This window comes from Pseudosporangium ferrugineum (assembly GCF_003002065.1).
In the GTDB taxonomy this organism is placed as follows: domain Bacteria; phylum Actinomycetota; class Actinomycetes; order Mycobacteriales; family Micromonosporaceae; genus Actinoplanes; species Actinoplanes ferrugineus_A.
Genome location: NZ_PVZG01000003.1, coordinates 43,705 through 65,198, shown reverse-complemented (window position 1 = coordinate 65,198; position 21,494 = coordinate 43,705). Strand labels below are relative to the sequence as shown.

The following is a 21,494-nucleotide window of genomic DNA, read 5'->3' as shown; positions in this document are numbered from 1 at the left end:
ACATGGATGCGGTCGTCAGCGAGCCGTCGGCGGCACCCCGGGTGCCGGCCGGCGGCTCGCCTGCCGACCTGTCGCAGCACCTCGGCGCCGCCGCCCGCGCACAGCGGGCGGCGGCGCTCGACGCGTGGCTGACCGCCATGTTCCCGGCCCACCTGCCCGGCATCAGCCTGGTCGCGGTGGGCGGGCTCGGCCGGCGCGACGTCGCGCCGTACAGCGATCTCGATCTGGTGCTGCTGCACAACGGCACCGCCGGCATCGACCGGATCGCCTCCGCGCTGTGGTACCCGATCTGGGACGCCCGGCTCGGCCTGGACCATTCCGTACGGACGCTGCCCGAGGCCCTCTCCGTGGCCCACGACGACGTCAAGGTCTCGCTGGGCCTGCTCGACGCCCGGCACGTCGCCGGGGACGCGGCCCTGTCCGCCGAGCTGATCGCCGCGGCCGGGGACCAGTGGCGGCGCACGGCCGTACGCCTGCTCCCGCAGCTCAAGGAGATCACCGCGGCCCGCTGGGCGACCCACGGCGAGCTCGCGTTCCTGCTCGAGGGCGATCTCAAGGAGGCCGCCGGGGGCCTGCGCGACCTGACCATCCTGCGCGGCATCGGCCGGGCCGGGGTCGCCGACACGATGCGTCCCGCGGTGCGCGCCGCCGACCTGCGCCTGCTCGACACCCGCGACGCCCTGCACCTGTCGGTCGGGCGGCGGGTGGACCGCCTCGTCGCCCAGGAACGCGCCGCCGTGGCGGAGCTGCTCGACGTCGAGGACGGCGACGCGCTGCTGCGCCGCGTGGCCGGGGACGCCCGGACCGTCGCCCACGCGCTCGACGACGCCTGGCGGGCGGCCGACCGGCTGCGCACCGGGCGCCGGCGGGGCGGCGTGCCGGGTGCGCCCGTCCGGCGTCCGGTCGCCCGGGACGTGGTCGAGCAGGACGGGGAGCTGGTGCTCGCGCGTACCGCGATCGGGCCGGTGCCGGATCCGACGCTCTCGCTGCGGGTCGCCGCGGCCGCCGCCACCGTACGGTTGCCGATCGCGCGCGCCACCTGCGAGTGGCTCGCCTCGTTCTGCCCGCCGCTGCCGACGCCCTGGCCGCCCGCCGCCCGCGCCGCGCTGGTGTCGCTGCTGGGCTCGGGCCCCGGCCTGCTGCCGACGTGGGAGGCCTGCGACCGGTACGGCCTGATCGACGCCTGGCTCCCCGAGTGGGCCCGGATGCGCAGCCTCCCGCAGCACCACCCGGTGCACCGCTACACGCTGGACCGGCACCTGGTGCAGGCGGCGTACGAGGCGACCGCGTACGCCCGCGAGGTGGACCGCCCCGACCTGCTGCTCCTCGGCGCGTTCCTGCACGACGTCGGCAAGGGGCTGCCCGGCGACCACAGCACCGTCGGCGCGCCCGTCGCCGCCGACATCGCGACCCGGATCGGCCTGCCGCCGGCCGACGTGGCGACCATCGAGAAGCTGGTCCGCCTGCACCTGCTGCTGCCGGACGTGGCGACCCGCCGCGACCTCAGCGACCCGGTGACCATCTCGTCGGTCGCCGAGGCGGTGGGGGACGCGACGACCCTGGACCTGCTGCACGCGCTGGCCCGCGCCGACTCGCACGCCACCGGCCCGGCCGCCTGGTCCGACTGGAAGTCCCGGCTGATCGCCGAGCTGGTCCGGCGGGTGCGCACGGCGCTCGACACCGGTGCCCTGCCGGAGCCGCCCGAACCCGACCCGGAGCTGCTGGTGGGCGACCTGCCCGCGGTGCACCTGGACGGCGACCGGGTCGCGGTGGCCACGGCCGACCGCCGCGGGCTGCTCGGCTCGGTGGCGGCGTGCCTGGCCATGCACCGCCTCGACGTCGTCGCCGCCGACGCCGCCACGGTCGACGGCCGGGCGATCGTCGAGTTCCGCACCCAGCCGCGCTACGGCTCCCCGGCCGATCCCGTGGCGCTCGCCGCGGACCTGCGCCGGGTCGCGGCCGGGGACGTCTCGGTGACCCAGCGGCTGCGGGCCCGGGCGGGGACGGCCCGCGACGGTGCCGCGCCGCGGGTGGTGTGGCTGCGGGCCGCCGCGACCGACGCGGTGGTGCTGGAGCTGCGGGCCGCGGACTCGGCGGGCCTGCTCTACCGGGTCGCCTCCGCGCTGGACGAGGCCGGCGCCGAGGTGCGCGCCGCCCGGATCTCCACCCTCGGCGGCGACGTGGTGGACGCGTTCTACCTGGTCGGGTCCTGGGCGGACGCGGCGGAACGGGAACGCGTGGAGGCCGCGGTCCTGGCCGTCGTCTGAGCCCGTCACCAACGCCCCGGCGGCAGCGTTGCGTTCAACATGGGGGAATCCGCCGGTCTGCTCGACGACTACCTGAGGATCGCCCGGTACCACGTGGGGCGGGCCGTGCCTCCGACGGCGATCCGGCTGCGTTCGCTGGAGATGCGGCGGCTGCTGGCGTACATCGCGCTGCGGGACACCGGGACGACGTACGACGGGCTGCTCGCCGCCGCGCGGGCCGGCGACGCCGCCTGGCTGCGGCGGATCCGCGCGCAGGTGCGCCCGTCGGTGCTGGCGGGGCTGGCGCAGACCATCGCGCTGCAGGACATGCTGCCGGAGGACCGCTCCGACGCGCTCGCCCTCTACGACCTGATCCCCGCGGCGCTGGGCGTGGAGGCGCTGTCGCCCGCGCATCAGGGACTGCACGCGCAGCTGACCTTCACGTGGCGGGGCCCGGCGGCGGCTCGGGCGTTGCTGCGGGCGTACCCGGAAATGAGCGAGGCCGTGCGCACGGACCTCGAGATCGACGTGGCGAATCCGTTCGCCGGCGACGGCGGGCAGCCGGTGGCGCCGTGGCTGGCCGCGTTCCAGCGGCTCATGCCGAAGCCGTACCCGGCGTTGGAGGCGGCCAACGGGCTGCCGCCGTTCGACCGGCTCACCGCCACCGCCGAGGCGGCTCCGGTCGAGGGGCCGCAGCGGATCTCCGTCATCGTCACCGCGTTCCACCCCGACGAGGGGCTGATCACCGCGGTGCGCTCGATCCTGAGCCAGTCGTGGCGCAACGTCGAGGTGCTGATCGTCGACGACGCGTCGCCGCCGGAATACGACGAGGTGCTCCACCGGGCGGTCGCGCTCGGGCCCGGCGTGCGGCTGGTGCGGCAGCCCTACAACCAGGGCACGTATGCGGCCCGCAACGCCGGGCTGAACGCGGCCGAGGGTGAATTCATCGCGTTCCAGGACTCCGACGACTGGTCGCACCCGCGCCGGCTGGAATTGCAGGTGCGGCCGATGCTGGAGAACTCCCGCATCGTCGCGACCACCACGGACGGGCTGGCGGTGACCGAGCAACTGCTGCTCACCCGGCCCGCGGTGCGGCGCGGCCGGTTCAACCCGTCGTCGCTGATGTTCCGTCGCCAGGTCGTCATGGACCGGATCGGCTACTTCGATCCCGTCCGCAAGGCGGCCGACTCCGAGTACATCGGACGGATGCGCGCGGTCTACGGCGAACGGGCGGTGCGCCACGTCGAGTCGGCGCCGCTCGCGCTGATCCGGCTGTCGCTGGGGTCGCTGTCGCGGTCGGAGATCCGGGCCTACTGGATGCATCCGGCGCGGGTGGCGTACTCGTCGGCGTACCAGCACTGGCACAACCGGATCGCGGCGCGGGTCGCCAAGCCGTACCGGCCGCGGGACGGCGCCGACCGGCCGTTCGCCGTCCCCGACCACCTCCGGTACGCCCGCGGCGAGGCCCCGCCCCGCCCCGAGTACGACGTGGTGCTCGCCGGCGACTGGCGGTTCCTCCAGGGCCCGCAGCTGTCCGCGATCGACGAGATGCAGGCGCTGGCCGACCGGGGGCTGCGGGTGGCGGTGCTGCACGTCGAGTCGCTGCGGCCGATGGCGCGGCGCCGGTACGCCCTGGCCAACCCGATCCAGAAGCTCGTGAACGCCGGCCGGATCGGTCAGGTGCTGCCGGGCGACGCGGTCGAGGCGGCGCTGCTGGTCGTGCGGCACGCGGCCGTGCTGCAGTTCGCGTCCGACGACGAGTGCCTGCTGCGGCCCCGCCAGGTGCTCATCGTCGCCGACCAGGCCCCGGTGCGCCGGGACGGGCTCGACCACCGCTACGAGCCGGGGGCGTGCGCGCGTACGGCGGCGCGGATGTTCGGGGCGCAAGCCGTGTGGTGCCCGCAGGACCCGGAGGTGCGGGGGGCGCTGCGGGCGTACCCGTCGATCGAGCTGACGCCGTACGACCTGCCGACCGTGGTGGCCGGCGGGCGGTGGGTGGCGACGCGGGACGGGGCGGGGCCGGGCGTACCCGTGGTCGGCACCGACCTGTGCGACCAGGGGGTGTGGCCGCGGGACACGCGCGAGCCGCTGGTCGTCTACGACGGGTTGCGCAAGGTGGACGTGCGGCTGCGGCTGCCGGACTGGCCGCTCACCGACGTCAACCTCGGCGGGCCGCGCTCGCACCTGGTCTACGAGGCCGCCGACCTGGACCTGCGCACGTTCCTCCACCAGTTGGACTTCTACCTGCACTTCCCCGCTCCGGAGGCGGTGGAGACGTTCTCCCGGCCGGCGCTCGAGGCGGCCGCGCAGGGCTGCGTGGTGGTGACTCCCGAGCGGCACGCGGCGGTCTTCGGCGACGCGGCCGTCTACTGCGCGCCGGCCGAGGTGGCCGGGCTGATCAAGCGCTACGCGTCGGACCGGGTGCTCTTCGCCGAGCAGAGCCGCCGGGCCCGGGCCGTCGTGGCCAACGCCCACGACCCGCAGGAGTACGTCGACCGCATCGCCGCTCTGGTCCACGCACCCCGGACGACCGCCCCCGCACAACGGACACCCGAGGTCGCACCGGCGTAACGGGCGGGGGAGCCGTGCCGTTAGGGGTCGTGTCGGAAGCGCACATCGGAGGTTCCAGGAAAATGAGCAGCCTGACCCGGTTCGGTGGTCGGCTGGCGGTACGGCTGCAGAGCCTGACCCGTCCGCAGGTGATCGTCCTCATCGCGGTGCTGGCGGTCGTCGCCGGCATCTGGACGGCCGCCGCCACGGGGCACCAGGGCCTCGCCACGTCGCTCGTCGCGGTGCTGATGCTCGCGGTGCTGCTCGGCATCCTGCACCTGTCGCGCTGGATGGGCGGCCTGCACCGGGCGAACCAGGCGGCCCACCGGGACCTGCGGACCGTGGTGGAGCAGATGCAGCGCCGCGTCGTCGCGACGGTGGAGAAGGAACGGCTCACCGCCGGGGACCGCCACCAGGAGCTCCACCGCACCATCACCAAGGGTCTGCGGCAGTACGGGCACGGCACCGATCTGCTGCTGCGGGCGCAGAGCCGGGAGATCGAGGCGATGTTCCAGCTCTTCGCCGAGTTCACGCCGCGCGCGCCGATGCCCTCGTCGGGCGACTTCGCGCTCAACCCCACCGAGCTGCTGGACCTGCTGCACCTCGTCCGGCTGCGCTCGCCGCGGCTGGTGGTCGAGCTGGGCAGCGGGACGTCGACGGTGTGGCTCGCGTACGCCCTGGAGAAGACCGGCGGCCGGCTCGTGTCGCTGGACCACGACGAGGAGTACGCGTCCCGGACCCGGGACATGCTCGACGCGCACGGGCTGACGGCCGTGGCCGAGGTGCGGACCGCGCCGCTGAGCGACCTCTCCGTCGACGGCAAGACCTACCGCTGGTACGACGTGGAGAAGCTCTCCGACGTCCGCGGCATCGACCTGCTGCTGATCGACGGCCCGCCCGCGGCCACCGGGCCGGACGCGCGGTTCCCTGCCATGCACGCCCTGGAGAGCCGCCTGGCGCCGATCGCGACGGTGGTGCTCGACGACGCGAACCGCCCCGACGAGCAGGACGCGGTCCGGCGCTGGCTCGAGAACGTCGCCGGCCTGAGCGCCGAGCCGCGGCTGCTGGGCCGGCATGCGGTGCTGTCCTACTCGCGCAGCGGCTCGCGCGCGTCCGCCGTACCCGCGTAAAAGAGGACCGGCCGGCATGCGGGGGCATGCCGGCCGGTCACGGGGGAGAGGAAGGACCAGGCAGGGGTCAGCGGGAGCCGAACTCCTGGGTGTAGTACGGGGTGCCGTTGGCCGAGTAGACGACGCCGACGGCGAACGTCTTGGCGCCGCAGTCGAGCAGGTTGCGGCGGTGACCCGGCGACTTCAGCCAGGCGTTGACGGTCTCGCGGGCGCTGCGGTAGCCCCAGGCGATGTTCTCGCTGCGCGGCGCGCTGTAGCCGGCGGCCTTGGCGCGGGCGATGAACGTGGAGTTGCGGGCGCCGGTGTGGCTGAAGTTGCCGGTCGTCGCCATGTACTTGCTGTGGCCGCGGGCGGCCCAGAGCAGCGCCGCGTTGACCTTCAGCGCCTTGCAGCCCGCGTTGACCCGGGCCTGATTGGACAGCGTCACGACCTGCGTCTGCAGCGTGGTGGCGGAGACGACGGCCGCCTCGGCCGGCGCCGCGACGGTGACCAGGCCGATCAGGGCGGCGGCCGGGACCAGGGCGAGGGTGGCGAGGCGACGGACCAGGTTCTTCGACATGGGACACGACCTTTCGGAGAACTCCGTCCCGGCGCTTGTTCGCCAGGTACGCCATTCCCTTCGGAAGCCCGCGGGACATCGCTGATGCCTGTTCAGGTGCCTTGCCGTGAGTGCTGAGTTGCCGCCCGGGTGCCTGCCGTACGACCGTTGCGAGGCGGTTACCGGGCCGGTTGCCGTACGGGTGCACGAAGGCCCGGCGGAGCGTTCCGCCGGGCCTTCGCAGGGGAGGATCAGGAGGCGGCCAGCGCCGCCCCGAACTGAGGTGCCAGCAGCCGGCTGTACGCCGTGGTGATGTGGTGCTGGTCGCGATAGACGAGCAGGTCGCCGACCGTCGCCGGGCAGGTGGTCTCGGTGCAGAACCACGGGACCGGGTCGATGACGGTGGCGCCGGCCGCGCGCATCGTGGCGTTGACGAGCCGGCGCCGGCCGGGCAGGGCCAGCGCGCTCTTGCGGCTGCGCCCGCACGCGGCGGGGTCGTCGAGGTGGGCGGAGAGGCATTCCGGCGCCGGCCCGGCCAGCCACGGGGTGTCGCTGACGAAGTAGACCTCGGTGCCCGGTCCCGACACCGCGCGGTAGGACCGCTGCCAGGCCGCGACGTAGGCGTCGTCCTGCGAGCCGCTCACGCCGAGCAGTTCCAGGGCCGGATAGGTCGAGGCCATCACGACCTTGTCCGGGCGCAGCGACCGGATGTAGCGCCACGCCTGCTTGCGCCACTGGACGCACTCGGTGAACTCGCGCTTGAGCTGCGGCAGGTAGATCAGGCCGTCGGCCGCCGTGCAGGCGCTCTTGGTCACCACGGCGAGCTTCCAGTGCCGCCGCAGCGAGGCCGCCTCCAGCGCCGGGAACCAGTGCCCGGCGTGCGAGTCGCCGAAGAGCACGACCGTGGTGTCCGAGGACAGGTCGCCGTACAGGCAGGGCTTCTTCAGCCCCGGGTCGTCGAAGTCACCGGAGCAGCCCTCGCGGTAGTAGCGGGGCTTGTCCTTCATGGCCCTGGTGAGCTTGGGGGTGAGGTTCGCCGGCACCGCGGGCGCGTGCACGCCGGCGGCGATCTGGCTCGACAGGTCCCGCGGGTCGAACGTCGCCGGGTCCAGGACGGTGGCGTGGTAGTTCGTCGTCCCGCCGAAGTGGGTGGCGGTGAACGTGACGGTCACGCACAGCCCGGCGGCGACCAGCGAGATGGCGGCGCCCAGCCCGATGCCGCGCCACGGGCGGTCCCGCAGGGCGCGCAGGTGCCGGACCGGGTTCTCGACGAGCGCGAACGTGAGGGCGGCCAGGACCAGCGCCACGAGCGCGACGAGGACGTTCTCCCAGAGCACGAGCGGACGGCCGATCGCGTACGGCGCCAGCATCAGCGCCGGCCAGTGCCACAGGTACCACGAGTACGACAGCCGCCCGACGGCCTGTAGCGCCGGGAGGCCGAGCACCCCCGCCGTACGCCCGGTGCCTCCGGCGATGACCGCGGCGGTGCCGAGGACGGGCAGGAGGGCGGCGTACCCGGGGAACGGGGTGTCCGCGGTGTAGACGACGGCGGAGGCGGCGATCGCCGCGAGGCCGGCCGGCACGCACCAGCGGGGCAGCTTCAGGGCGGTCACCGCGAGCAGGGCGCCGACGCCGAGCTCCCACGCCCGGGTGTGCGCACCGAAGTACGCCCACCCCGCGTTCTCCCGCGTCTGCCACAGCGCGAAGGCGAGGGAACCGGCGGTCAGCAGCGACAGCACCGCGCCCAGCCCGCGCCGCCTGGCGAACAGGATGATGAGCAGCGGCCAGACGAGGTAGAACTGCTCCTCCACCGCCAGCGACCAGAAATGCTGCAACGGCGACGGTTCCGCGTCCGCCTGCAGATAGTCGGTCCCGACCGCGGCGAGCCGGTAGTTCATCGCGTAGACCATCGTGTGCAGCGCGTCCGACAGGATCGCGCTCAGCCGCAGCGGGGGCAGCCACAGCGCGGCACCCACGACGGTCGCCACCACCACGACGGTCGAGGCGGGCAGCAGCCGCAGGGCCCGGCGGGCGTAGAACCGCGGGATCGACACCGTGCCGGTGCCGCGCGCCTCGCGCAGCAGCAGGCCGGTGATGAGGAAGCCGGAGATGACGAAGAAGACGTCGACGCCCACGTAGCCGCCGGTGACCACGGGCAGGCCGCAGTGGTACGCGACCACGAGCAGCACCGCGACCGCCCGCAGCCCCTCGATGTCGCGGCGGTGCCGTCCCGGTACGGCGGACGGCGCGGGCGGCGCGCCGGGGACGCAATGCCCCGGCCGCGCGGTGTGGCGGGGAGAGGGCGCGACGGGCGCGGTGCTGATCTCGGTCACAGCCGGTGCGCCTCCCGGCTGGTGGTGACGCCCCGGGTGTCGAAGAAGCGCTTGGCGATGCCCGCCAGGTGGTCGGCGTCGTACTCGCGGTGCTGCTGCACGAGGATGACCAGGTCGGCGGCCGCGGCGGCGCCCTCGAGGTCGTCGGTGCGCGGCACCTGCCAGTCCGTGACGTACGGGTCGTGGAAGGTGAGGACGGCGCCCAGCGAGGTGAGGTGGCGGGCCAGCGGGGTGGCCGGCGACTCGCGCTGGTCGGCGATGTTCGGCTTGTACGTGACGCCGAGCAGCAGGATCTTCGCGCCGTGCACGGCCACGCCGTCGGCGTTGAGCAGGTTCTGCGCGCGGCGGGCCACGTACGCGGGCATCGTGGCGTTGATCTCCTGGGCGAGCTCGACGAAGCGGAACGGATATCCGAGCTTGCTGCGGACGTTGTGGCTCAGGTAGTTCGGGTCGATCGGGATGCAGTGGCCGCCGACGCCGGGGCCCGGGTAGAACGCCTGGAAGCCGAACGGCTTGGTGGACGCGGCGCGGATGACGTCCCAGAGGTCGATGTCCAGCTCGTGGCAGAACCGGGCCATCTCGTTGACCAGCGCGATGTTCACGTGCCGGTACGTGTTCTCCAGCAGCTTCGCGGTCTCCGCCTCGCGGGTGCCGCGGGTGCGCACCACGGTCTGGATGAACCGGCCGTAGAACTGCGCGACCCGGTCGGTGCAGCCGGGGGTGTACCCGCCGACGACCTTCGGGGTGTTGTGCGCGCCGAACCGCTCGTTGCCCGGGTCGATGCGCTCGGGCGAGAACGCGACGTGGAAGTCGATGCCCGCGGTGAGCCCGGACAGCTTCTCCAGCAGCGGGCGGACCACGTCGTCGGTCGTACCCGGATAGGTCGTGGACTCCAGGACGACCAGCATGCCGGGCCGCAGATTGCGGCCCACCGCCCCGGTCGCGCCGGTCACCGCGCGCAGGTCGGGGCCGTCACCCTCGGACAGCGGCGTCGGTACGCAGATGACCGCGGTGCCCGCCTCGGCGATCCGCGTCTCGTCGGCGGTGGTGCGGAAGCCGCCGGCGATCATCTCCGCCACGTCGGCGTCGGACAGGTCGTCCACGTGCGAGCGGCCCGCGCCGAGCGCGGCGACCACCGCCGGGTTGACGTCGAAGCCGAGCACGGACATGCCGGCCCGGATGGCCTGCTGGGCGAGGGGGAGTCCCACGTACCCCAGGCCGAGGATGACGACGTCGAAGCTCACGAGAGGTATCTCCTTTGTGCGGGATGCGTCAGGCGACGGGCGAGTTGGTGGGCACGGCGGCCAGCTCCCGGCCGCGGTCCACCTGCGCCACGACGGCGGCCGTGGGCCGCGGGCCGGTCAGTTCGTACGGCGAGGGGAACGGCAGGTACGCCGGCAGGAACTCGGCGAGCAGCGCCTCCTGCTCGGCGGCGACCACCTCGTCCGAGTCGGTGTCGTTGAGGCAGAACGCGTCGAGGTGGCGGTGCCGCAGCAGGCCCGCGAGCTTCAGCGGGGTGGTGGGGTTGGCCAGGTCGGCGTACGCGTACGCGATGGTCCCCGGCGCCGCCCGCCCGGTCAGGTACGCGTAGTACTGCTGCAGCGACGACAGCAGCGAGATGTCGTCCGGGTGGCGGAACTGGTGGCCGGCCGTGGCCTCGACGTACTCGGCGAAGCGCTCCTCGATCTCGGCGATGACGCTGCGCCGCGACGGGTGCGGGGTGTGCATCATCTTGCGGGTCAGCACCCGGCCGAACGCCACCCGGATGAGCTCCCGGTTGTTCTTGCCGGCCGAGTCCGCCGGCGGGTCGTCGGGGCGCCGCGGCGCCGAGTCGACCTGGGCGTTCGACGGGAAGAACCGGGTCAGCCCGCCGGGCGTGAAGAACAGGTCCGGCGCGACCGGACGGCCCAGGAAGACGTCGTCGTTGAGGTAGAGGAAGTGTTCGCTGAGGCCGGGGATGCGGTGCAGCCGCGACTCGATGGCCTGCGAGTTGAAGGTGGGCAGCCGGCCGGTGTCGCCGAAGATCTCCCGGTGGCTCACCACGGTCAGGCCCGGGTGCGAGGTGTCCAGCCACTGCGGCACCTGATCGTCGGTGACCAGGTAGATGTGGTTCACCCAGGGCGCGAAGCAGTGCAGCGACCGCAGCGAGTACCGCAGCTCGTCGCGCGAGGCGTAGCGGGAGTTGTTGGTGGCCAGCCGGCTCGCCGCGTCCAGCCAGGCGTTCTCGCCGAGGGCGGCGGCCTTGCGGGCCTGCCACTGCGGGTCGCCGCCGTCGACCCAGGTGTAGACCACGTCGATCGGGAAGCTGATCCGGTCCGGGCTGGGCAGCGTGAAGATCTCCCGGGTCCGGTACGCGGTCCGGTCGGCGGGCGAGCTGAACGGGCCGAACGCCGGCTCGGGCGCGGACACCACCGGCTCGTCCAGCGGGATGACGTCCGCGATCGGGTTGCCGCGCGGGCCCGCCAGGACGCCGTCGCGCTCGGTCCAGAACTCGACCTCGCAGCCCAGCTCGGGGCCGAGCACCAGGCTGCCCCGGGGGTCCGCGACGGGCCAGCTCACCTTCACGATGTCGGCGGTGGCCGGTTTGCCGCCCCGGCGCGGCTTCACCACGTCGAGCAGGCCGTGGCTGCCGGCGGTCAGCTCGCGCAGAAGGCGGATCACGGCCGGGCGGTCGGTACGGCGTACCGCCACGGCGGTGGTCCGCAGCAGCTTGGTGGGGATCCGGAACCACTCGATGCCCGCCTCGTCGAGGGCGGCGATCACGCGGTCGAGGTTCTGCCGGCGGACGACCGCGGGCCCGGCGGCCGGGTCGCGGCGGGCGGTGACCCAGCCGCGGGCCGTGCGTACCCGGATCGTCTCGGCCCGGGCGGCGGCACGCCGGAACGACAGCCGCGGCGGCGGCTCGAGCGACACCAGCCGGCGGGCCATGCCGAGCCGCTGGTCCTCCGCCATCCGCGGCAGTACGCGATGCTGGACCGTCTTGAGGATGCGTGACCGGACGTCCCAGGGCGCCAGTCGCAGGATCCGCCGTAGGGGCACGAGCTCGTCCTTCCGCCGGATGTCGTTCGGGCTCGACCGGTGGCCACCCGGTTCCTGTGCCTCAACGGCGGGATATACCGGTTGGTTGCGGTCGATGACCGTTTCACGGACATCGGTGTTATGCCGAGTAACGCCTGATATCAGCGGTATACGCGATTTATTGGGGTGCCGTGGGAGAACGGCGGGCCGCCACCCCTACGGGGCCGCCCTGATGCGCCGGCTTGCGCGATGGGCGCATGGTGGACAACGGGCTCTCCGAGGAGGACGACATGGGCAAGGCAGTGGCATACCTGGTGGCGACGATCGCCGGCGTGATCGTGGTGGGATGGATCGCGATCTCGCTGTTGCACGTGCTGGTCGGCGCGCTCTCGTACCTGATCGTGGGCGCGATCGTGGTCGGCGGCGGCGTCTACCTGTACGGCAAGGCGAAGAAGGGGCTGGCGCCCGGCACGCGCACCCAGCGCCGGATCGAGGCGGCCGCGAAGACGTACCGGATGCGCAACCGGTGAGCCTTCCGGCGGGCGGCTAGGCTTGCGGACATCTCCGCCCTACTGAGCAACGGGAAGTTGTGCCGTGTTTGACAGCCTGAGCGACCGCCTCTCCGGGATCTTCACCAAGCTCCGGGGCAAGGGGCGGCTCACCGACGCCGACATCGACGCCACCGCGCGGGAGATCCGCCTGGCGCTGCTGGAGGCGGACGTCGCGCTGCCGGTGGTGAAGACGTTCATCGCCAACCTCAAGGAACGGGCCCGCGGCGCCGAGGTGTCGCAGGCGCTCAACCCGGCCCAGCAGATCATCAAGATCGTCCACGAGGAGCTCGTCAACGTCCTCGGCGGCGAGGGGCGGCGGCTGCAGTTCGCCAAGCAGCCGCCGACCGTGATCATGCTGGCCGGCCTCCAGGGCTCCGGCAAGACGACGCTGGCCGGCAAGCTGTCGCGCTGGCTCAAGGCCCAGGGCCACCAGCCGATGCTGGTCGCGGCCGACCTTCAGCGGCCCAACGCGGTCAACCAGCTGCAGGTCCTCGCGGGCCGGGCCGGTGTCGACGTGTACGCCCCGCAGCCGGGCAACGGCGTCGGCGACCCGGTGCAGGTCGCCAAGGAGTCGATCGAGCACGCCCGGCGTACGGCCAAGGACATCGTGATCGTCGACACCGCCGGCCGCCTCGGCATCGACGCCGAGATGATGCAGCAGGCCCGCGACATCCGCGACGCGGTCGACCCGGACGAGGTCATCTTCGTCATCGACGCCATGGTCGGCCAGGACGCGGTCACCACCGCCGAGGCCTTCCGCGACGGCGTCGGCATCACCGGCGTGGTCCTGTCGAAGCTCGACGGCGACGCCCGCGGCGGTGCGGCGCTCTCGGTCCGCCACGTCACCGGCGAGCCCATCCTCTTCGCGTCCACGGGCGAGAAGCTCGAGGACTTCGACGTCTTCCACCCCGACCGGATGGCCAGCCGCATCCTCGGCATGGGCGACGTGCTGACCCTCATCGAGCAGGCCGAGCAGGCCTTCGACGAGGATCAGAAGGAGAAGATGACCTCCAAGCTGCTCGGTGGCGAGCAGTTCACCCTGGAGGACTTCCTCGACCAGCTCATCGCCGTGCGCCGGATGGGCCCGATCGCCAACATCCTGGGCATGATGCCGGGCATGGGCCAGATGAAGGACCAGCTGGCCGAGCTCGACGACAAGCACTTCGACCGGGTCACGGCGATCATCCGCTCGATGACCCCGGGCGAGCGCACCAACCCGAAGATCATCAACGGTTCCCGCCGCGCCCGCATCGCCAACGGCTCCGGCGTGACGGTCATGGACGTCAACCAGCTGCTCAACCGCTTCACCGACGCGCAGAAGATGATGAAGCAGATGGGCGGCATGATGGGCCTGCCCGGCAGCCGCCGGAAGGCGACGAAGAGCCCGAAGAACAAGCGCAAGGGCACCAAGGGCGGCAACCGTCCCCGCACCATGGGCGGCGGCATGCCGGGCGGCTTCCCGGGCGGCATGCCCCAGCTGCCGCCCGGCCTCGACCCGAACGCGCTGGGCGGCCAGGGGCTGCCGCCGGGCTTCAAGCTGCCGAAGATCGACTTCAACAAGCTCAACAAGCCCAAGAACCCGGACGACAAGGGCTGACCCGGGTCCGACGCGGACAACGAGCGGCGCCGGCGATCGCGAAGATCGCCGGCGCCGCTTTCCGTACGGGGATCAGACGTTCTGGATCGCGATCACCTCGGCGCCCCACGGGCAGAAGTACGGCACGGTGATGGCGTGCTTCTCCACGTCCGAGGGCAGCCCGTCGCAGACCTCGGCCGAGATGTCGGCCATGAACGTGTCCTCGAGGTGCCACGACCAGCCGACGTTCTCCCGCGCCGAGCCGTAGACGATCGTGCCGTTCGGGTGGGCGGGGTACTGGGCGTGCCGGCGAGCAGCTCCCGCGCGACCTGGATCGACGCCGCGTCGTCGAGCCGGGCGCGGAAGATCTCCCCCTTGGCGTCGAAGGTCACGATCACGGAGGCCGCGGCCGGAGCGGCCGGCGCCGCCGACGCCGGGGAACCCGAGACCGCGGAGACGGCCACGGTGATCGCTGCGAGGGCCGCCAGGGCGAACTTGCGCATGAAGATCCTTTCACGGGGCAGACGGGTGCCTTGTGGGCGAACCGCCCGAGAGGTGGATGATGCCGCAGAACCTAACAGAGCAAGATCCACACCGCGCGGCCGGGGCAGTAAATTCTTCTGCGTAACGCGGACTTAACCGGGGATGCTCCGTCTTAACGGCCATCTAGACAGGATTTCTTCCTGGCTGCGCGGCGGATCGGGCCTGCTCAGGCTCCGCGTCCCGGCATCGGGTAGGAACTAGGGATGACGTTGCACGTGCGCGGGACGGTGCTGCCCGAGGGCGAGGTCCGCGATCTCTACCTGGTCGGCGACCGGATCACGACCGAGCCGGTGGCGGGGGCGCAGACGGTCAGCGACGGCGGGTTCATCCTGCCCGGCCTGGTCGACGCCCACTGCCACCTCGGCATCCGGTACGGCGGCAAGCCGATCGAGTCGCTCGGCGAGGCCCGCGAGGCCGCCGGGCGGGACCGGGACACCGGCGTGCTCGCGCTGCGCGACGCCGGTTCGCCGTACCCCTACCCGGAGCTGGACGACGAGCCGGAGATCCCGCGCCTGGTACGGGCCGGGCGGCACGTGGCCCCGCCGAAGCGCTACCTGCGGGACATCGGCGTCGAGGTGGCCGCCGAGGAGGTGGCCGGCGCTGTGACCGCCCAGGCCGCGGCGGGCACCGGCTGGGTCAAGCTCGTCGGCGACTGGATCGACCGTACGGCCGGGGACCTGGCACCGAGCTGGGACCCGCGGACCATGGCCGCCGCCGTCGCCGCGGCGCACGCGGCCGGCGCCCGGGCCGCGGTGCACACGTTCTCCGAGGAGGGCGTGGAGATCATGGTCAGGGCCGGGGTGGACTCGGTCGAGCACGGCACCGGGCTCTCCCTCGACCTCCTCGACGAGATGGCCCGGCGCGGCACGGCGCTGGTCCCCACGATGATCCAGATCGAGACCTTCGGCGGCATCGCCGATCAGGCCCAGGCCAAATTCCCCGGGTACGCCGCCCACATGCGCGACCTGCAGCGCCGCTTCCCGGACGTCGTCCGCGCCGCGCACGAGGCCGGGGTGCCCATCTACCTCGGCACCGACGCTGGCGGCAGCATCCGGCACGGCATGGCGGCCGAGGAGATGATGCTGTTGCACCGCACCGGCCTGAGCGCCGTCGACGTCCTCGCCGCCGCGTCCTGGCGCGCCCGGGAATGGCTCGGCTTCCCCGGCCTGGTCGAGGGCGGGCTCGCGGACCTGGTCATCTACCCCGAGGATCCGCGTACGGACCTGGCGGTCGTCCGCGCGCCGCGATACATCGTGCTCAAGGGAAGGGTGATCCGCGGGCCCCGCTAGGATGCTGCCTCATGGCTCGCGTGCTCACTCCCCGTGCGGAGGACTTTCCCCGCTGGTACCAGGACCTCATCGGCAAGGCCCGGATGGCCGACAACGGCCCGGTGCGCGGGACGATGGTGATCCGGCCGGCCGCGTATGCGATCTGGGAGCGCATGCAGGCCGGGATGGACGCGCGGATCAAGGACGCCGAGGCGCAGAACGCGTACTTCCCGCTCTTCATCCCGGAGAGCTACCTGAGCCGTGAGGCGCAGCACGTCGAGGGCTTCTCGCCGGAGCTCGCCGTCGTCACCCACGCCGGCGGCAAGGAGCTGGCCGAGCCCATCGTGGTGCGGCCCACCAGCGAGACGATCTTCGGCGAGTTCATGGCCAAGTGGATCGACTCGTACCGCGACCTGCCGCTGCTGCTCAACCAGTGGGCCAACGTGGTGCGGTGGGAGCTGCGGCCGCGCACGTTCCTGCGTACCACCGAGTTCCTCTGGCAGGAGGGGCACACCGCGCACGCCACCGAGGCCGACGCCCGCGACTACGCGCGCCGGATCCTGCACTCGGTCTACGAGGACTTCATGGTCAACCTGCTGGCCATCCCGGTCGTCCCCGGCCGCAAGACCAAGCGGGAGCGGTTCGCCGGCGCCACCAACACCATGACGCTCGAGGCCATGATGGGCGACGGCAAGGCCCTGCAGATGGGCACGTCGCACGAGCTCGGGCAGAATTTCGCCAAGGCGTTCGACATCACGTACACGTCGCAGGCCGGGTCGGTGGAGCACGCTTGGACCACGTCGTGGGGCAGCACCACCCGCATGATCGGCGGCCTGATCATGGTGCACGGCGACGACAGCGGCCTGCGGCTCCCGCCGCGGCTCGCCCCGATCCAGGCCCAGATCATGGTGGTCAAGGCCGGCGAGGGCGTCACCGAGGCGGCGGTCAAGCTGCGTGACGAGCTCAAGGCCGCCGGCGTACGGGTGAAGCTCGACGACCGCGCCGACGTGCCGTTCGGGCGCCGGGCGGTCGACGCCGAGCTGCAGGGCATCCCGGTGCGCGTCGAGGTCGGCCCGCGGGACCTCGCCGCCGGCAACGCGGTGGTGGCCCGGCGCATCGACGGCACCAAGACCCCGATGGCCCTCGGCGAGGTCGCCGGCGCCGTGGCCGACGCGCTCAAGACCGACCAGCAGCGGCTCCTCGACGACGCCCGCACGTTCCGCGAGGGCCGGACCGTCGACGTGAAGACGCTCGGCGAGGCGATCGAGGCGGCGCAGGACGGCTGGGCCCGGCTGCCGTGGTCGGCGGTGGGCCCCGACGGCGAGGCCGAGGCGAACGGCAAGGCGGTCACCGTGCGCTGCCTGGTGAACCCCGACGGGTCGGTGCCCGAATCCGACGACGAACCCGGCGTCCTGGCGATCCTGGCGCGCGCGTACTGATGTTCGCCCCGGGCCGTCAGGTCCTCTACCGCAACATCGACGGGCCGCGGCTGGCCTCCGTACGCCCGTGCCGGGTCGTCTCCGACGACGGGCGCGGCCTGCTGCTGTGGCTGGCCCGCGGCTCGGCCGTGCTCGTCGAGGAGGCCACCGACGGGCGCGGCATCCGCGACATGCCGTTCGCCGAGTGGATCGGGCTGGACTACCGCGTGGTGCCGGGCGTCTGGCAGGGCCCGGGGCTGCTCAAGTTCATCCCGCCGGACGCCGACCACTCGGTCTGGTTCTTCCGCGACGACCACGGCACCTTCACCAACTGGTACGTCAACCTCGAGGAGCGCGCCCTGCGCTGGGACGACGGCGAGGTGGCCGGCGTCGACGTGATCGACCAGGACCTCGACGTCGTGGCCCGCCCGGACCGCACCTGGGAGTGGAAGGACGAGGACGAGTTCGCCGAGCGTCTCGCCTTCCCGGAGCACTACTGGGTGCGCGACGAGGCCGCGGTCCGCGCGGAGGGCCTGCGCGTGATCAAACAGATCGAGGCGGGCGACTTCCCCTTCGACGGCACCTGGACCGACTTCGTCCCGGACCCGGCCTGGCCCGTCCCGGCCACGGTGCCGCCCGGCTGGGACCGCCCGCCCGTCCCGCGCCTGCGCTCCTGACCATCTCACGTGAGGAGGGTCACGGGCGGCGGGACGGGATCGAAGTCCGTAGCCTGCCCCGGTGACCGCTGCCTCCTCCATCGTCGTCTCCGCGCCGGCCGCTCCCGGGTGGGATCCGGGTCCGCGACCGCCGCGCTGGTTCGCCGCCCTGGCCGCCCTGCTGCTCGCCGCCGCCGGCACCGCCTTCGCCGCGTACCGGATCGACGGCCTGATCGGCACGCCCCGTTCGGTCGGCCCGGGCATCTGCCCCGCCCTCGACCTGGGCCCGCTCACCGCAGCGATCGGCCACGCCGAGCTGTGGGACAGCAAGGACGTCTCGGAGCCGGCGGTGCGCGGCGTGCCCGAGCGCCGCGACGGCTACTCGCGCGCCGCGTGCACCTTCCTCGTCAAGAGCGACAAGGCGATGCCCCGGGCCATCGGCTCGCTCGTGGTGGAGTGGTACGACTACCAGCTGCTGGCCGAGGTGGCCTACGCCGGCGCGGAGGGTGGGCACGCGCGGAGTCTCTCCTCGGCGCCGTTCCTGAGACGGCTTCCCGGCCTGGGGGACAGCGCGTTCGCGGGCCTCGACGCCGAGGTCTTCCAGCCCGAGGAGGAGCGCATGCGCACGTTCCTCGTCGCGGTCCGGGACGGCACTGTGCTGCTGACCGTCCAGGTCACCGTCCCCGAGGCCTCCGGGGACGTGCCGTGGCGCGAGGAGCAGGCCGGCGAGGCGTACGCGGCGCTGACCCGGACGGCGCGGACGGCCCTGGAGCGGGTGCGCTGAGGTGTTTCCCGGCCCGATTGGGAGGGACGGCCGACCGTCTGGCAGAATGGTCAGCTGGTATCCGGCATGCGAGAGGCGCCCTCTAACCCTTCTCGCATCGCCAGTCCACGAGACATCGGTCCCGCATCCCCACGTGGGTTCCGTCGGCTCACCCACGTAATCATCAGGAGCGAAACAACCGTGGCCGTTAAGATCCGGCTCCTGCGGATGGGCAAGATCCGCAACCCGCAGTACCGCATCGTCGTCGCCGACTCGCGCACCAAGCGTGACGGCCGTGCGATCGAGTACGTCGGCATCTACCAGCCCAAGCACGACCCGTCGCTGATCGAGGTCAAGAGCGAGCGCGTGCAGTACTGGCTCTCGGTCGGCGCGCAGCCGAGCGAGGCCGTGCAGCGCATCCTCGAGAAGACCGGCGACTGGCAGCAGTTCAAGGGCCTGCCGGCCCCGCCGCCGCTGCTCGTCGCGCCGGAGAAGGCCAACCGCCAGGCCGCGTACGAGGCCGAGGCCAAGGCCGCCGCCGGCATCGCCGACGCCCCGGCCGCGAAGCCCGCCAAGAAGGCCACCAAGGTCGCCGCCGCTCCGGAGGCCGCCGAGGCCAAGCCGGCGCAGACCAAGGCCGCCGACCGGGCGGAGCCCAACCGCGAGGCCGTCGCCGAGACCGCAGAGGACCCGGCCGGTGCCGGCGCCGACGCGAGCTGACGGGGCGCTCCGGCCCGCGCTGGAGCACCTCGTCAAGGGCATCGTCGACAACCCGGACGACGTCCGGGTGCGGCTGGTCGACTCGCGCCGCGGCAAGCGGCTCGAGGTCCGCGTCCACCCCGAGGACCTGGGAACGGTCATCGGGCGGGGCGGGCGCACGGCCAAGGCGCTGCGTCAGGTCATCGGGTCGATCGGTGGGCGCGGTATCCGCGTCGACATCGTCGACGCGTACTGAAGCAACCGTCGCGATGCTGCTGGTAGTCGGCCAGATCGGTAAGCCCCACGGCATCCGTGGGGAGGTCCTGGTGACCGTCCGGACCGATGAGCCAGAGGCGAGATTCGTCGCCGGGTCGGTGTTCACGACCGAGGTCCCCCGGGACCGCCGGGTGAACACCGGTCCGGCGACCGCCGCCGCTCCGGGCGTGCCCTACCGGGTGCCGGAGAAGCTGACCCTGGAGTCGCTGCGCTGGCACCAGGGCCGGATCATCGCCCAGTTCGACGGCGTGCCCGACCGCAACGTCGCCGAGGCCCTGCGCGGCGTGCTGCTGCAGGTCGACAGCGCCGACGTGCCGCTGCCGGACGACCCGGACGAGTTCCACGACCACCAGCTCATCGGGCTGACGGTGGTCGACCTCGGCGGCGCCGAGCTGGGCACGGTCGATCGCATCGACCACGCGGCCGCCTCCGACCTGATCGTGCTCCGCAAGGCCCAGGGCGGCACCGCGCTCATCCCGTTCGTCGGCTCGATCGTGCCGACCGTCGACCTGGCCGCCGGACGCGTCGTCGTCGACCCGCCCGAGGGCCTGCTCGACCTCTAGAAGGTTTCCCGTGCGCGTCGACGTCATCTCGATCTTCCCGGACTACTTCTCGCCGCTCGACCTGTCGCTGATCGGCAAGGCCCGGGGCGCCGGGATCCTCGACCTCTCCGTGCACGACCTGCGCACCTGGACCTCCGACGTGCACCGGACGGTCGACGACACCCCGTACGGTGGCGGGCCGGGCATGGTCATGCGCCCCGAGCCGTGGGCCGCCGCTCTCGACGCCGTCGCGTCCCCGGCCGCGACCCTCGTGGTGCCGTCCCCGGTGGGCAAGCCGTTCACCCAGGCGGACGCCGTCTCCCTCGCCGCGCTGCCACATCTGATCTTCGCCTGCGGCCGGTACGAGGGCATCGACCAGCGGGTCATCGACGATGCCGCGACCCGGATGCCGGTGCGCGAGGTGTCGCTGGGGGACTACGTCCTCTTCGGCGGCGAGGTCGCCGTCATCGTGATCATGGAGGCGGTCACCCGGCTGCTGCCGGGCGTGCTGGGCAACGCCGACTCGCTGACCGAGGAGTCGCACGCGGCCGGCCTGCTCGAGGCGCCGGTCTACACCAAGCCGGCGTCGTGGCGCGGGCTGGACGTGCCCGAGGTGCTCCGCTCCGGCGACCACGGCCGGATCGCCCGCTGGCGGCGCGAGCAGTCCCTGCTCCGGACCGCTTCCCGGCGGCCCGACCTGTTCGAGGCCTACCCGGCGGAGCGCCTCGACAAGCGGGACCGGGCGGCCATCGAGGACGGCGGATTTCGGATCCCGGGGCCGGGTGTGGCAAAGTAGTGAGGTTGCCGTTCGTCCCCACGCCGTGGCGGGCGGGCGAGGAACCTCCCGCAGGCCGGGCGGTTCAGAATTACCCATTCGCGCATCGAACTCCCGGTGCGCTTTGAGTTACCCGAGGATGCAGCGATGAACACGCTGGACGCTCTCGACCTCCAGTCGCAGCGCACCGACATTCCCGACTTCCGCGCCGGCGACACGCTGCGGGTGCACGCCCGGGTCGTCGAAGGTAACCGTTCCCGCGTCCAGGTCTTCCAGGGCGTCGTGATCAGCCGCCAGGGCGGCGGCCTGCGGGAGACCTTCAAGATCCGCAAGATCAGCTTCGGCGTCGGGGTGGAGCGTACGTACCCGATCAACAGCCCGCAGATCGACCGCATCGAGGTCGTGACCCGCGGTGACGTCCGCCGCGCCAAGCTGTACTACCTGCGCGAGCTCCGCGGCAAGAAGGCCAAGATCAAGGAGCTGCGCGAGAAGCAGACCGTCAGCTGAACCCCGTGCCGGTCCGGGCCGTATTCACCTGGACTGACGTTTGCTGCGCACGCGAACTACGCTTGCGCCAGTGACGGATGGGAATCAGTGCCATTGCGGCGTCCG

The 21,494-nt window shown here is 72.8% G+C and carries 18 protein-coding genes and 1 pseudogene; 14 read left to right on the top strand and 5 right to left on the bottom strand.

Going from position 1 to position 21,494, the window contains the following annotated elements; all coding sequences use genetic code 11:
* Positions 1–2: 2 nt before the first annotated feature.
* The 3 genes from CLV70_RS07630 (at position 3) to CLV70_RS07620 (ending at position 5,926) form a co-directional block, all read left to right on the top strand.
* Positions 3–2,267 (top strand): [protein-PII] uridylyltransferase, encoded by a 2,265-nt coding sequence (locus CLV70_RS07630; protein WP_106125694.1) that lies wholly within the window; start codon positions 3–5, stop codon positions 2,265–2,267.
* 39 nt (positions 2,268–2,306) lie between these two features.
* Positions 2,307–4,817 carry a glycosyltransferase gene (locus tag CLV70_RS07625; protein ID WP_106125693.1) on the top strand — a complete coding sequence of 837 codons (2,511 nt, stop codon included), beginning with the start codon at positions 2,307–2,309 and terminating at the stop codon, positions 4,815–4,817.
* Between the two features lie 62 nt (positions 4,818–4,879).
* On the top strand, positions 4,880–5,926 hold the full coding sequence (locus CLV70_RS07620) for an O-methyltransferase (protein WP_106125692.1): 1,047 nt from the start codon (positions 4,880–4,882) through the stop codon (positions 5,924–5,926).
* Between the two features lie 67 nt (positions 5,927–5,993).
* Here CLV70_RS07620 and CLV70_RS07615 read toward each other — a convergent pair whose 3' ends face one another.
* The 4 genes from CLV70_RS07615 to CLV70_RS07600 form a co-directional block, all read right to left on the bottom strand.
* Positions 5,994–6,485, bottom strand: coding sequence for a CAP domain-containing protein (locus CLV70_RS07615; RefSeq protein ID WP_170148587.1), 492 nt, complete (start codon positions 6,483–6,485; stop codon positions 5,994–5,996).
* A gap of 230 nt (positions 6,486–6,715) precedes the next feature.
* Positions 6,716–8,797 (bottom strand): acyltransferase family protein, encoded by a 2,082-nt coding sequence (locus CLV70_RS07610; RefSeq protein ID WP_245908093.1) that lies wholly within the window; start codon positions 8,795–8,797, stop codon positions 6,716–6,718.
* Entirely contained in the window at positions 8,794–10,041 is a 1,248-nt protein-coding gene (locus CLV70_RS07605; protein ID WP_106125691.1) for a nucleotide sugar dehydrogenase, read from the bottom strand. The genes CLV70_RS07610 and CLV70_RS07605 overlap by 4 nt, the downstream gene beginning before the upstream one ends.
* Positions 10,042–10,069: 28 nt before the next feature.
* Complete coding sequence (locus CLV70_RS07600) at positions 10,070–11,836, bottom strand: stealth family protein (protein ID WP_170148586.1); 1,767 nt, start codon at positions 11,834–11,836, stop codon at positions 10,070–10,072.
* Between the two features lie 236 nt (positions 11,837–12,072).
* On the opposite strand from CLV70_RS07600, the gene CLV70_RS07595 reads away from it, so the two are divergent.
* On the top strand, positions 12,073–12,345 hold the full coding sequence (locus CLV70_RS07595) for a hypothetical protein (protein WP_245908092.1): 273 nt from the start codon (positions 12,073–12,075) through the stop codon (positions 12,343–12,345).
* 64 nt (positions 12,346–12,409) lie between these two features.
* Positions 12,410–13,963 (top strand): signal recognition particle protein, encoded by a 1,554-nt coding sequence (gene ffh / locus CLV70_RS07590; protein WP_106125690.1) that lies wholly within the window; start codon positions 12,410–12,412, stop codon positions 13,961–13,963.
* A 72-nt stretch (positions 13,964–14,035) separates the two neighbouring features.
* Here ffh and CLV70_RS42075 read toward each other — a convergent pair.
* Positions 14,036–14,227, bottom strand: a pseudogene (locus CLV70_RS42075) (BP74-related protein); the annotation flags it as partial.
* A gap of 461 nt (positions 14,228–14,688) precedes the next feature.
* On the opposite strand from CLV70_RS42075, the gene CLV70_RS07585 reads away from it, so the two are divergent.
* The 9 genes from CLV70_RS07585 (at position 14,689) to rplS (ending at position 21,389) form a co-directional block, all read left to right on the top strand.
* Positions 14,689–15,774 (top strand): amidohydrolase family protein, encoded by a 1,086-nt coding sequence (locus tag CLV70_RS07585; RefSeq protein ID WP_106125689.1) that lies wholly within the window; start codon positions 14,689–14,691, stop codon positions 15,772–15,774.
* 11 nt (positions 15,775–15,785) lie between these two features.
* A complete protein-coding gene (gene proS, locus CLV70_RS07580; protein WP_106125688.1) occupies positions 15,786–17,192 on the top strand; it encodes a proline--tRNA ligase in 1,407 nt (468 codons plus the stop codon).
* The gene (locus tag CLV70_RS07575; RefSeq protein WP_106126048.1) at positions 17,189–17,848 is read left to right on the top strand and encodes a ribonuclease FAU-1 family protein; all 660 of its coding nucleotides are present in this window, start codon (positions 17,189–17,191) and stop codon (positions 17,846–17,848) included. The genes proS and CLV70_RS07575 overlap by 4 nt, the downstream gene beginning before the upstream one ends.
* Positions 17,849–17,909: 61 nt before the next feature.
* Positions 17,910–18,611 carry a hypothetical protein gene (locus CLV70_RS07570; protein WP_106125687.1) on the top strand — a complete coding sequence of 234 codons (702 nt, stop codon included), beginning with the start codon at positions 17,910–17,912 and terminating at the stop codon, positions 18,609–18,611.
* A 180-nt stretch (positions 18,612–18,791) separates the two neighbouring features.
* Positions 18,792–19,310, top strand: a complete 519-nt coding sequence (gene rpsP / locus CLV70_RS07565) for a 30S ribosomal protein S16 (protein ID WP_106125686.1) — start codon at positions 18,792–18,794, stop codon at positions 19,308–19,310.
* Positions 19,288–19,545 (top strand): RNA-binding protein, encoded by a 258-nt coding sequence (locus tag CLV70_RS07560; RefSeq protein WP_014447131.1) that lies wholly within the window; start codon positions 19,288–19,290, stop codon positions 19,543–19,545. The genes rpsP and CLV70_RS07560 overlap by 23 nt, the downstream gene beginning before the upstream one ends.
* 16 nt (positions 19,546–19,561) lie before the next feature.
* Positions 19,562–20,128: a ribosome maturation factor RimM gene (gene rimM, locus CLV70_RS07555; protein WP_211303696.1), complete on the top strand. Its 567-nt coding sequence runs from the start codon at positions 19,562–19,564 to the stop codon at positions 20,126–20,128.
* Positions 20,129–20,138: 10 nt separating this feature from the next.
* Complete coding sequence (gene trmD, locus CLV70_RS07550) at positions 20,139–20,903, top strand: tRNA (guanosine(37)-N1)-methyltransferase TrmD (RefSeq protein WP_106125684.1); 765 nt, start codon at positions 20,139–20,141, stop codon at positions 20,901–20,903.
* 126 nt (positions 20,904–21,029) lie between these two features.
* Positions 21,030–21,389 (top strand): 50S ribosomal protein L19, encoded by a 360-nt coding sequence (gene rplS / locus CLV70_RS07545; protein ID WP_106125683.1) that lies wholly within the window; start codon positions 21,030–21,032, stop codon positions 21,387–21,389.
* Positions 21,390–21,494 lie beyond the last annotated feature (105 nt).

Coding starts and splice junctions, on each gene's coding strand:
- CLV70_RS07620 (WP_106125692.1), top strand. CDS start 4,880: ATGAGCAGCCTGACCCGGTTCGGTGGTCGGCTGGCGGTACGGCTGCAG.
- CLV70_RS07630 (WP_106125694.1), top strand. CDS start 3: ATGGATGCGGTCGTCAGCGAGCCGTCGGCGGCACCCCGGGTGCCGGCC.
- rplS (WP_106125683.1), top strand. CDS start 21,030: ATGAACACGCTGGACGCTCTCGACCTCCAGTCGCAGCGCACCGACATT.
- proS (WP_106125688.1), top strand. CDS start 15,786: ATGGCTCGCGTGCTCACTCCCCGTGCGGAGGACTTTCCCCGCTGGTAC.
- CLV70_RS07615 (WP_170148587.1), bottom strand. CDS start 6,485: ATGTCGAAGAACCTGGTCCGTCGCCTCGCCACCCTCGCCCTGGTCCCG.
- CLV70_RS07585 (WP_106125689.1), top strand. CDS start 14,689: ATGACGTTGCACGTGCGCGGGACGGTGCTGCCCGAGGGCGAGGTCCGC.
- CLV70_RS07625 (WP_106125693.1), top strand. CDS start 2,307: ATGGGGGAATCCGCCGGTCTGCTCGACGACTACCTGAGGATCGCCCGG.
- CLV70_RS07595 (WP_245908092.1), top strand. CDS start 12,073: ATGGTGGACAACGGGCTCTCCGAGGAGGACGACATGGGCAAGGCAGTG.